The 11,647-nt window shown below is 41.9% G+C and carries 10 protein-coding genes; 4 read left to right on the top strand and 6 right to left on the bottom strand.

The features are described from left to right. Nucleotides 1-15: 15 nt before the first annotated feature. From BN3912_RS03710 to BN3912_RS03685, 6 genes are all read right to left on the bottom strand, one after another. Nucleotides 16-1,530, bottom strand: coding sequence for a GH3 auxin-responsive promoter family protein (locus BN3912_RS03710; protein ID WP_023984160.1), 1,515 nt, complete (start codon nt 1,528-1,530; stop codon nt 16-18). 267 nt (nt 1,531-1,797) lie between these two features. Then, entirely contained in the window at nt 1,798-3,303 is a 1,506-nt protein-coding gene (locus BN3912_RS03705) for an IPT/TIG domain-containing protein (RefSeq protein WP_023984159.1), read from the bottom strand. A 48-nt stretch (nt 3,304-3,351) separates the two neighbouring features. Beyond that, entirely contained in the window at nt 3,352-4,485 is a 1,134-nt protein-coding gene (locus BN3912_RS03700) for an endonuclease/exonuclease/phosphatase family protein (protein ID WP_023984158.1), read from the bottom strand. A 428-nt stretch (nt 4,486-4,913) separates the two neighbouring features. Further along, nucleotides 4,914-5,999 (bottom strand): ribonuclease III, encoded by a 1,086-nt coding sequence (rnc, locus tag BN3912_RS03695; RefSeq protein ID WP_064972266.1) that lies wholly within the window; start codon nt 5,997-5,999, stop codon nt 4,914-4,916. Then, the gene (gene fabF, locus BN3912_RS03690) at nt 5,989-7,251 is read right to left on the bottom strand and encodes a beta-ketoacyl-ACP synthase II (RefSeq protein ID WP_023984156.1); all 1,263 of its coding nucleotides are present in this window, start codon (nt 7,249-7,251) and stop codon (nt 5,989-5,991) included. Before fabF ends, rnc begins: the two co-directional genes overlap by 11 nt. A gap of 128 nt (nt 7,252-7,379) precedes the next feature. Continuing rightward, nucleotides 7,380-7,616: an acyl carrier protein gene (locus BN3912_RS03685; protein WP_016665433.1), complete on the bottom strand. Its 237-nt coding sequence runs from the start codon at nt 7,614-7,616 to the stop codon at nt 7,380-7,382. Nucleotides 7,617-8,078: 462 nt separating this feature from the next. Between BN3912_RS03685 and BN3912_RS03680 the strand changes: the two genes are divergently transcribed. From BN3912_RS03680 to nadA, 4 genes are all read left to right on the top strand, one after another. Further along, nucleotides 8,079-8,684 carry a DUF4254 domain-containing protein gene (locus BN3912_RS03680; protein WP_004369125.1) on the top strand — a complete coding sequence of 202 codons (606 nt, stop codon included), beginning with the start codon at nt 8,079-8,081 and terminating at the stop codon, nt 8,682-8,684. Nucleotides 8,685-8,728: 44 nt separating this feature from the next. After that, entirely contained in the window at nt 8,729-9,784 is a 1,056-nt protein-coding gene (locus tag BN3912_RS03675) for a glycosyltransferase family 9 protein (protein WP_023984154.1), read from the top strand. Between the two features lie 36 nt (nt 9,785-9,820). Further along, nucleotides 9,821-9,985 carry a rubredoxin gene (gene rd / locus BN3912_RS03670; protein ID WP_023984153.1) on the top strand — a complete coding sequence of 55 codons (165 nt, stop codon included), beginning with the start codon at nt 9,821-9,823 and terminating at the stop codon, nt 9,983-9,985. Nucleotides 9,986-10,647: 662 nt separating this feature from the next. After that, nucleotides 10,648-11,637 carry a quinolinate synthase NadA gene (gene nadA / locus BN3912_RS03665; protein ID WP_023984152.1) on the top strand — a complete coding sequence of 330 codons (990 nt, stop codon included), beginning with the start codon at nt 10,648-10,650 and terminating at the stop codon, nt 11,635-11,637. The last annotated feature ends 10 nt before the right edge of the window (nt 11,638-11,647 follow it).

Below are 11,647 nucleotides of genomic sequence, written 5' to 3'. Positions count from 1 at the left end.
GCTCTTTCCTGCCTATCATAAGCGAGCATTTATTGCGAGAAGCTCTTCTATGTTCTTACGACTGTTAGAGAGTCTCGGTATTTTATGCTGTCCACCCAGCTTGCCTTTCTCCTTTAACCATTCGTTGAAAAGCCCTTGTTTGGCCTTTACAACCTCGAGATGTTGCAATGTAACGTTGTGAAACCGCTTGGCTTCGTAGTCGCTGTTTACCTCCTGTAGACGGTTGTCGAGCAGAGTAGCAAATTCATCCAGCCGTTCCGGCTCATGCAAGAACTCTATCAGCCACTGATGACGGCACTTGGCATCGCTGTTCATATATACAGGTGCAGCCGTATATTCAGATACCTCGGCACCCGTTTTGGCACATGCATAGGCAATACCTTGTTCGGCATTGTCCATTATCAATTCCTCTCCGAAGGCATTGATGAAGTATTTAGTACGACCAGTTATAATGAATTTATACGGATTTTTGCGAACGAAGCGCACTGTATCGCCGATCAGATAGCGCCAGAGACCGCACGAAGTTGTGATAAGCATGGCGTAATTCGTACCTGTTTCTATCCCCCAGAGGGGCACAACGGTAGGATTGTCGCTGCCCAACTCGTCCATTGGGATAAATTCATAGAACACATCGTAGTCGAGCATGAGTAACATAGACTTGTCGTTCGGATCGTCTTGTATGCCGAAAAAGCCCTCGCTGGCGTTATAGGTCTCCATATAACTCATCTTAGGCGATGCGATGAGCTTTTCGTACTGGCCCCGATAAGGGGTAAAGGCAATACCTCCATGGAAGAAAACCTCAAGGTTCGGCCACACTTCTTCCAAGTATTGTTTGCCACTGAGCTCCATTACACGCACTAAAACCGATAGCATCCACGAGGGTACACCCGATAGGTTGGTTACGTTCTTGTGCATGGTTTCGCGGGCAATACGGTCGCGTTTCACCTCAAAGTCGGACAACAATGCGGTTTGTTTGCACGGTACACGTGCGATATTTGCCAATGGATTGATGTTTTCTATAAGGATTGCCGATAAATCTCCTACCAAACTGCCCGGCAAGTTATAGTTCGGAGCATGGCTACCCCCAAGGATCAGGCTCTTTCCATCGAACAAACGACTGTGGGGACGGTTACGTAAATAAAGCGCAACCACATCTTTTCCTCCTTGATAATGAATGCGTTGTAAGCCTTCATGGCTCACTGGAATGAACTTACTCTTATCGTTCGTCGTCCCCGAAGATTTGGCGTACCACCTCACGCCGCCCTGCCAAAGCACGTTATGTTCGCCATGTCGCATACGATCGATATCCGTTTTCAGTTCTTCGTAGGTATTTACAGGAACGTTACGAGTAAAGTCTTCGTAGCTTTTAACTTGGTTCAGTAAATGATTTCTGCCGTATTCAGTGCCTTTCCCCCTTTCGATAAGACGCTTTAATACCGACTGTTGTAGCGCTTCAGCCTCATTGTTATAACGCTCAAGCATCCGTTGTCGGGGCAGAAAAAGCTTACCTACTATACTCGTTAAACTCATTTACACGCAATTTATCGATTGAATTGCAAATTTACCCTAAACTTTTGTAACTGTGAAACAATTTACTTATTTTAAGTATTAAATTGCCGTAGCTGTGATAGATTGCCCATAGATTGCCGTTACATGTACCATATAAGGGCGGCAGACGATATATGTAAGCGGCGTAGAAAGTATATGTATCGACGGCCGAAAAGGCATAAAAAAGGCCCGACACCGTGCCATATTTACGACAGTGCACGGTATCGGGCAAAACAAACGGCCAAGTGGTTACTTACCGATGGTACGTATAGAGCGGTACCACATATCCAATACGTAGAACGTACCTGTTCTTTCGTCGTACGCAATGCCCGTAGGACTGCCGAAACGAGCCGTCTCTTTCAGGTCTCCATCTTCCGGTCCCCACGCTTTGTTATCCTTCATAGAAGAAACAGCCCCACGACCTGCATAGGTTTTAACATATCCATCGGGGGTGAGATACCTAATGCAATAGTTGTCGTAATCACAGAAGTAGAAGTCGTAAACGTCTTCACGTCCCTGCTCTACATACTCTTTGTTCTTTACGAACACGCCCTGATAGGGGTAATTCATTTGTATCCCGTCGCCTTTCCCATCAGCCCAAGCCTTGATACCCCGTTGCCCTGCAACAAGATAAGGTTCGGAGAACTGTTTCTTATCGGTATCGTAATCCATACGATAGATACAGTGTTGGTTCAATACAATAACGTATGCGTACTTACCGGAGGGATGGATAGTGATGTTGAAGTTCCATCCTGTTTCAGGAAACATGAACCATCTTTCGTAGTTCTTGTCTGCCCAATCAGGCTTCCAAGTTTCTCCTGCCGCTACCGTATCGTAGTATTTGTTCATATCCATGCGGAACATAGCACTGCGATTATAGCTGTTGAAGTACAGTTCTCCGCCAATCGGGTGGATTACAGCGGTATTGCACTGCTTATAGGCAGCCAGTATTTCGCGGGTAGAACTATCTGTAAACGAACCGTCAGCACCTCTTTTAACGATCCAAACGCTCGGACTCTTCAATTGTTTGTCATCTCTATCCGTGGCAACCACCATGTCTCCCTTCAATGTGAAGTCGATGCTACGCAGACGTTTGCCATCGAAATTGCTGCCATGTATTACAGTCTTCACGGTTTTTTCTTTCAGATCGATGAGTTGGATGCCGTAACCGTTGTTATCGAAGTCTTCGTATGCCACGTATAGATGGTCTGGATTTTGCGGATCGAACTTCAAATATCCGGCTTGCCTGAAGCCTGTAGCAGAACCGTCGGCATCGCCTGTGCCGAACGTACCGTCTTTCCATCCCTGACTGTCGTTGCTGTTACGATGCCCAACCAGTGTACGTACCACCAAAGAACTGATATATGTAAACCTTGCATTTGCAACAACCGATTTCGTTCCCAAGTCCTTGTCACCCATCGTAACCTGCACGTTATAATGACCAGACTCTGCCTTATAAGGCACCAGACAGCAGATACTGTCGCTCTTGGCATACACAAGTTTTGCTTTTCTACCGCCGATCGTTACACTTATTTTGGTAGTATCGATACCGAAGTTGCTACCATAAATTACCATTTCCTGTGCGTATGTTCCTTCTATAGGTTCAAAACAGGTAACCGACACGGGCAATTCGGGATTATATTTGGTATTGGTTTCCTCGTTGTCTTTATCACTGCAAGCAACGAAGAAACAACACAAAACAGCCATAAAAATGTTATACAGACCGCTTGTTTTCGCTATATAATTCTTTTTCATCGTATGTTGTTTAAGAATAAATTATTGATAAAGCTATGCATCGCAAGCCTATTTTTTCACACGGAGCTTAAAGGTGGTAAGGTTACCCTTATGGTCTGTGGGCCATACACCTTTAGGTTCGATGAATACATCCTTGGAATCGTTCTCTGCTTTCTTACCGAAATAAACGGAACCCGATGGACCTACAAGCTCTGCTTTGAGAAGTTGAATGGGTTGAGAACGGTGATAATAAACGAAATCGATACGGTCTCGCTCATCATATTCGGGGCAGAAAGAGAGCTGACCGATGGTTGCAGAGGGATTGGCTGCTGGGAACGTAAAGCCCGGATAGTCTACCGGATCGGGATATTTCTCTCGATAAGTGTCTACATAACCTGCATTTTTCAACATTAGGGAGCAGTCCCAATTGGCCACAACGCCGTTATGACTGTGCAAATCTTTAGTGTTTTCCTGCCAATCCAAATATGAAGGTTCGTTGAAATCGCCACCCATAACGACGACACGACACCTGTCCATCTCGCTTTTAGCATCATCCAAGAAAACCGACAATGCCTCATCTCTTGTGCCGAGTCGGTTGTCTTTCATCACTACAGCACTATCCTTGACCGGTTCGGACAGCTTTGACCAGTCGGGACCACTATTGTATCCGCGTGGTAGATAGCATGCATAATGCTTATAATCCAAATGGAGAGAATAGAATGTAACCTCCTGTCCGCGAATGTCTACGGTTACTTTAATCATGTAGTTATCCGTAGGCGTGGGCAGTACTTTATAATTCTTGATTTCGTATTTCGAGAGAATACCGATCACAGTGCCGTTGTTAATGCCGTAATAAGTTTTGCCCTTGTCCTTCAACGACCTGCATAGACGAGCGGTAAACTCCTTCTCTCCATCGTGTAGGATATTGAGTAACAAGTCGTTTCTGAGTTCACAAAGCAACACGATATCGGCATCTACCTGATCTATAATGTCTACCAATCCGCTATAGGCATTGGCAACTTGCGATGCACCGAACCATGTATTCAGTTGGAATACCTTAAACTCTTGGTACACTTCTTCGGGTTTTACGGGTTCTTCATCTGCCAAATCGTTCTTGCTGCTGCATGCTATAGAGCAACAACAGAATACAATCAGCAGAATACTATACAGAAAACAGTGTTTCGAAACATAATTCTTTTTCATTGTACGTTGTTTTAAGAAAAATATTAATTAGGTTTATCAGTACAAAAAGAACAAATCGACAATGGTTCGCAATTTATCTTCTAAACAGACAAAACTTATCCGAAACGTGCGTTGTTTATGTATTACGGTATTAACGGATATTCCGGAAACGATGGTTAATCGGGACGGAGAATAGTCGATAGTCTTTGTGTTAGTATCTCAATTGTTTTACATTACTTTCGCAAAAATATATATTTTTTTCGAATAAACCAAAGGTTATTCCCTATTTTTCGGATAAAGTCTTTTGGATAAGATGGCACAATTGCTGTAACAAAGGTATCTGGAACAGTCGAAAAAATAATCCGCTTAGAACGACAGAACACCATTCTAAGCGGATTATACAGGTTATTTATTAACGATACACGGCACAGATATCGGCCGTATATGCATCATTTATCAGAGAAAGCTGCCGCTTCTGCCGCAGCAATGATTTCCTCACGACTTTTTTCTTTGGCGCTGATATCGCTCAAATCAAATTCGTCTTCATCACTCGGATCGGCAGTCTCAGTCTCCTCATCAATAGCTTCATATCTGTCTGTCACGGCAGATTCCTGCTCTGTAAATACCTCTTCTTTGAACACATTCTCGTGTTTTTCTTCTTCAGAGCTACGTTCATCGGCCGGTGAATGACTGATAATGAAGTCGTTCGCTGCATCTGTTTCGGAAACATTTTCCACGGGTTCCTCTTCCATTTTGGTACGATCGGCCTTCGAAGCGAACACTTCGTCGATGAATTGCGGTGCTTTTTTCAAACGTTCTAAGGTAAGTTTAGAGGCCAACTGCTGGCTTTCTTTCTTACTGTATCCCGTTCCGGAACAGCCGTCTACGCCTTCTAAGCACACCATATACTGGAACATCGGACTTCCATTCTTATCTTTTTTCTGGTCAAGCATCTTGAATTCCATCCTTACCCTGTTCTTCTGGCTCCATTCGATGAGCTTACTTTTGAAATTAACCTCCTTATAAGCCACCTTATCTATATTGATCATTTGTGCCAGAATGCGCTTGTTCATGAAACGCATGCATGCATCGTAGCCGCGATCCAAATAGATTGCTCCTACCAGAGCTTCGAAAGCATTTCCTCCCATATAACTGTTATGAGAAGAACTGCGTCCGTTCGAAAGGATAAGCCGGTTAATGCCCATCTCTTGTGCGAGTTTGTTAAGCGTGTCGCGCTGTACGAGTTTCGAACGCGTATTTGTAAGGAAACCCTCGCGTTTACCCGGAAAATGATCGTAAACAATATGTCCTACGATAGCATCAAGGATGGCATCGCCAAGAAATTCGAGTCGTTCGTTATTCACAGGTTTCCCTTTACTGTTCCTACGCATAATGCTTTTATGCATCAGGGCCAGCTTATAATAACCGATGTTGCGCGGATAAAAACCGATAATCCGGTATAAAGACGAATAAAGCTCCTTCTCCTTGCGGAAAGGGAGCCTTATTTTATCAATAATATTAATATTATTCAGCATATTTCTTGAATACTACACAAGCATTATGACCACCAAAACCAAACGTATTGCTTAGAGCTGCACGCACGATACGTTTCTGTGCTGTGTTGAACGTAAAGTTCAGATTGTAATCCAATTCGGGATCTTTATCTTCTTCGGCATGGTTGATAGTCGGGGGTACGATATCGTTCTTTACGGACAATACGCACACCATGGCCTCGACAGCACCTGCAGCACCCAGCAGATGTCCGGTCATTGATTTGGTCGAACTGATATTCAAATCATAAGCATGCTTACCGAATACCTCTTTTATAGCTTTTGCTTCCGAGATATCACCCACATGTGTAGATGTACCATGCACATTAATATAGTCGATATCTTCGGGCAAAAGACCTGCATCTTCCAATGCATTCGTCATCACAAGTTTAGCACCTAAACCTTCCGGATGCGATGCCGTGATGTGATGGGCATCGGCACTCATGCCTTCACCTATCATCTCTGCATAGATTTTAGCACCACGTGCTTTGGCATGTTCAAGTTCTTCAAGAATTAAACAGCCCGCACCTTCACCCATTACGAAGCCGTCACGACTTGCACTGAACGGGCGCGAAGCATGTTCAGGATCATCATTTCGCGTAGAAAGAGCATGCATTGCGTTAAATCCTCCTACGCCGCAACCGCAGATAGCTGCCTCTGCACCGCCGCTAACAATAATGTTTGCTTTTCCTAAACGAATAAGATTGAAAGCATCTACAAGGGCATTGGTCGACGAAGCGCATGCACTTGTCGTCGTATAATTGGGCCCATGGAAACCGAAGTGAATAGAAATCTGTCCTGAAGCGATATCGGCAATCATCTTAGGAATAAAGAATGGACTGAACTTAGGGCCATCCTCAATGTGCTGTCCGTAGTAAGTAACCTCTTCTTCAAAGGTTTTTATGCCACCGATACCTACGCCATAAACAACGCCAATGCGATTTTTATCTTCTTTTTCCAAGTCTATACCGGCATCTTTTACACCCTGTATGGCACTTATCATGGCCAACTGCGTGTAACGGTCTATCTTGCGAGCCTCTTTACGATCAATATAATCGGCAATATTAAGGCCTTTTACTTCGCACGCAAATGTGGTCTTAAACTTAGAAGCATCGAATTGAGTAATAGGAGCCGCACCGCTTTTCCCTGCCAAAAGGTTCTTCCATGTTTCTTCAGGAGTATTTCCGACAGGAGTAACCGCACCAAGTCCTGTTACTACTACTCTTTTTAATTCCATTATTTGGTTTATGGTTTAATGGTTATAGTTCATGACTAATGGATTATGGTCATAATAATAAATCAATAACATGCCTGCATGTCAGGCATACAACCATAAACCATTAGCCATTTAACTATAAACAGAAATTAATTTTTGTTTTCTTCGATATAGCTGATAGCATCGCCTACGGTAGCTATCTTCTCAGCTTTATCGTCGGGAATTGATATACCGAATTCTTTTTCGAATTCCATAATAAGCTCTACAGTATCCAAAGAATCTGCACCAAGATCATTAGTGAAGCTTGCTTCAGGCTTAACTTCTGCCTCATCTACACCGAGTTTGTCTACGATAATAGCCTTTACTTTGCTTTCAATTTCTGACATAATACTTTCTTTTTTAAATTGTTTATAAATAATTTCTAATAGAAAATCGGGTGCAAAGGAACAAATTTTTATCCATATTAGCAAATATTTTATTGAAAAAAGCGATTTGTATTGCACAAACACCCCATCATTGTGCATATTTAATCCCAAAATTACGTATCTTATTGGTTACAAACCAGATAAAAATATATGTATTGTCTATCGTATTCGGATATCCACCATAATTCGACATGGATATAGCACTTTAAATCGATTATTGTGCATACATATCCGACAATTCGATATAATTAGCAAAGAAAATATAAAAAATATTTCGCTTAAACGATTACCTTATTATATATAAGCATATCGTTTAAATCGGTTATTCGGCACATCTATCCGAAACAAAAGCATGTTTTTATTTTGAACTTCCTACAAAAAGACTTATCTTTGTCACATTAATAATAAATCAATATACAAATCATGTCATTTACAGAACAGTGCAATAAGATCTTTAATCAAGCCATCAGAGACTATCACATGAAAGATGATGTAGACACGCCCATCAACAATCCTTACGATAGAGACTCTATAGATAACAGGCTTTATCTAAAATGTTGGATCGATACAGTGCAGTGGCATCTCGAGGATATCATAAGAGATCCGCACATAGATCCCATTGAAGCCTTGCAACTTAAGCGGAGAATAGACCGTTCGAACCAAGACCGAACCGATTTGGTAGAACAAATAGACTCGTATTTCAGGCAGAAATACTCCGACATAAGTGTGATGCAAGATGCACGAATCAATACTGAAAGTCCGGCATGGGCAATAGACAGGCTCTCTATATTGGCACTCAAGATATACCACATGCGCGAACAAGCCGAACGCAACGACGCTTCACAGGAGCATATCCAAAAGTGTAAGGCAAAACTCAATATCTTGTTGGAGCAACAAACAGATCTCAGTACTGCCATAGACCAATTGCTCGAAGACATAGAAACGGGCCGAAAATACATGAAGGTGTATCGACAAATGAAGATGTATAACGATCCGGCCACAAATCCTGTACTCTATAAAAACAAATAAACTACCGCTATACACGTATTCCTTACTACAACAAGAACCCTTGAATGAAAACAGAACATATCTTAATTATAAGATTTTCTGCTATAGGAGATGTAGCAATGACGGTACCGGTGGTATATTCGTTGGCAACACAATACCCGAACATTCGCATTACAGTGCTGAGTAAACCGTTCGCAAAGGCTTTTTTCGAAGATTTAGCATCCAATGTAAGCTTCATGGAAGCCGATATAAAAAAGGAATACAGTAATATCAAAGGACTTAATGCGCTGTACAGACGGCTCGTGGCTAAGAACTTTACGGCAATAGCCGACTTTCATAGCATTCTTAGATCGCACTATTTGCGCATAAGATTTAACATCGACCGCTACAAGGTGGCCCATATAGACAAGCATCGTGCAGGGAAACGCAGGCTTATCTCTAATAATAATAAGGTGTTAATACAACAGCCGACATCGTTCCAAAACTATGCCGACGTGCTTGCAAAACTGGGTTATCCGGTGAATTTAGACTTCACATCGCTCTTTATCGATAAGTATGGCCGCACTACAGTGCGATTACCCGAAGCTATAGGTACTAAAAATTCTTTACAGCAATGGATAGGAATAGCTCCGTTTGCAGCACACAAGGGTAAAATATATCCTACGGAATCGATGGAAAAGGTAATTCAAATTGTCGTAAACAGGCATCCTTCGTGCAGAATATTTCTTTTTGGCGGCGGTGAAAAGGAAAAAAAAACATTCGATAAGTGGACTGCAAGATATCCGAAATGTACCGATGCATCAGCTATATCAAACGGATTGCACGATGAACTCGTTATAATGAAATATCTCGATGTAATGGTTTCCATGGATAGTGCCAACATGCACCTTGCCTCGTTAGTAGCTGTACCGGTAGTAAGCGTATGGGGCGCCACACATCCTTTTGCCGGCTTCATGGGATGGCACCAGAGTATAGAAAATGCAGTACAGCTCGATATGTCGTGCAGACCATGTTCCATCTATGGCAACAAACCGTGCATGCGAGGCGATTATGCATGTCTGAACAACATTACACCAGAAACAATAGCAAACAAAATAGATAAGATATTACTGAAAAAGTAATAGTATATTATTATTAATTTTAAAACAAAAACAATTATGAAAAAGTATGTATGTGACACATGTGGATACATTTATGATCCTGAAGTAGGCGATCCGGACGGTGGCATAGCTCCCGGAACAGCATTTGAAGATATTCCCGATGATTGGGTTTGTCCGCTCTGCGGGGTGGGAAAAGACGACTTTTCGCCCGTAGACGAGTAAAACGAAAATTAAATTGTAAAGAGTTAAGGAGTTAAGACAGTAGTATTTTAATTTATATAATCAATGTCTTAGTACCTTAACCGCACGGCTTTCCAATAGAATAAAGACGACATTCTTTTAAACGGAATGCCGTCTTTATTATTTACCGACTGTTTTCAGCAATCATATTTGTATTGTTTATTCGGCTTATATTACATACGTATTACTCTTATACTATAGACATAACACAACTATATCATACTCACAGCTTTACTACTTCCGACAAGCCATGTGGATAAAACTGTGTATAAGTGTGTGCATAACCGGTGTATAACGCTGTTTATAACTCCAAACATATCCACTGCTTTTCGTTTCTGTCTGTAAAATTGTGAATATCTACAGCTTATTAACGGCCGTTTTCACAAGTTTTCCATAACTTTTACGCGGAAAAAAATATAAACTTATTAACTTTGCATTATGAAGGGTATAATTGTGGATAACCCGTTTATCTTACTGAAAACCATAAAGAAGATGTAACGTTTGGCTGTTGATAGCAAGAGTTAATAGGTTTAAATCGAAATAAACAAATATTCTAACAGAAAGTTATGCACTTTTCCACAGCACATCATACACAACATATTCTTTTTAAAAAGAAAGAAAAAATAAAATATAATAATAAGGTAATGTTGAAAAGCGAATGGATTGAGAAAGGATATATCGATGAACCGATAGATCGTTCGGTAGATGTAAAAGCGGAAATACGCCGTATGTGCGAAGAAAAACATGCCATTATTCTTGCACATTACTATACACAAGGCGAAATACAAGATATTGCCGACTTTATCGGAGACTCGTTGGCGCTGGCACAAAAGGCCGCCAAAACCGATGCAAGGATTATCGTTATGTGCGGTGTACACTTCATGGCCGAGACTAATAAGATACTCTGTCCCGACAAGACAGTACTTGTACCCGACTTAAATGCAGGATGTTCGCTTGCTGATTCGTGTTCTGCCGATGATCTTCGTAGGTTTAAAGAAGAACATCCGGACTGTCAAGTGGTGAGTTACGTAAATACTACGGCTGCTGTAAAGGCACTTACCGACGTGGTGGTGACCAGTGGAAATGCAAAAAAGATAATAGATACTTTTCCTAAAGATGCCAAACTGATCTTCGGGCCCGACTATAATCTGGGTTCGTATATCAATTCTATCACAGGCAGAAACATGCTTTTGTGGAACGGCGGATGCCATGTACATGAGAAATTCTCGGTAGAAGAGATCGTTAAACTGCGCCGAGAGCATCCTAAGGCCATAGTTTTGGCACATCCGGAATGTAAAGGTTCTGTGCTTGTAATGGCCGATGTAGTGGGTTCTACCGCCGTGTTATTGAAACATTGTATTAATAGCAATGACAAAGAGTTTATCGTTGCAACGGAGGCAGGAATACTGCATGAGATGCAAAGACATTGCCCTGATAAGACGTTTTACCCTGTTCCACCCGAAATAAGCGAGGGCAGTATGGGTTGTTCTTGTAACGAATGTGAGTTTATGAAGATGAACTCTTTAGAGAAAATATATAACTGTTTAAAGTACGAGTGGCCTTTTGTAGATGTGCCGGAAGATGTATCTAAAGAAGCTATAAAGCCTATCGAGCGCATGCTTGAGTTAAGCTGATCGGCCTTCA

Origin of the sequence: Prevotella phocaeensis (assembly GCF_900065875.1) — a bacterium.
Lineage (GTDB): Bacteria > Bacteroidota > Bacteroidia > Bacteroidales > Bacteroidaceae > Prevotella > Prevotella phocaeensis.
The sequence above is the reverse complement of the archived record's forward strand: the minus strand, read 5'-3'. Positions and strand labels throughout refer to the sequence as shown.

Excerpts from the sequence above, each read along its gene's own strand:
- BN3912_RS03710 (WP_023984160.1), bottom strand. The coding sequence starts at position 1,530 with ATGAGTTTAACGAGTATAGTAGGTAAGCTTTTTCTGCCCCGACAACGG.
- BN3912_RS03705 (WP_023984159.1), bottom strand. The coding sequence starts at position 3,303 with ATGAAAAAGAATTATATAGCGAAAACAAGCGGTCTGTATAACATTTTT.
- BN3912_RS03700 (WP_023984158.1), bottom strand. The coding sequence starts at position 4,485 with ATGAAAAAGAATTATGTTTCGAAACACTGTTTTCTGTATAGTATTCTG.
- rnc (WP_064972266.1), bottom strand. The coding sequence starts at position 5,999 with ATGCTGAATAATATTAATATTATTGATAAAATAAGGCTCCCTTTCCGC.
- fabF (WP_023984156.1), bottom strand. The coding sequence starts at position 7,251 with ATGGAATTAAAAAGAGTAGTAGTAACAGGACTTGGTGCGGTTACTCCT.
- BN3912_RS03685 (WP_016665433.1), bottom strand. The coding sequence starts at position 7,616 with ATGTCAGAAATTGAAAGCAAAGTAAAGGCTATTATCGTAGACAAACTC.
- BN3912_RS03680 (WP_004369125.1), top strand. The coding sequence starts at position 8,079 with ATGTCATTTACAGAACAGTGCAATAAGATCTTTAATCAAGCCATCAGA.
- BN3912_RS03675 (WP_023984154.1), top strand. The coding sequence starts at position 8,729 with ATGAAAACAGAACATATCTTAATTATAAGATTTTCTGCTATAGGAGAT.
- rd (WP_023984153.1), top strand. The coding sequence starts at position 9,821 with ATGAAAAAGTATGTATGTGACACATGTGGATACATTTATGATCCTGAA.
- nadA (WP_023984152.1), top strand. The coding sequence starts at position 10,648 with ATGTTGAAAAGCGAATGGATTGAGAAAGGATATATCGATGAACCGATA.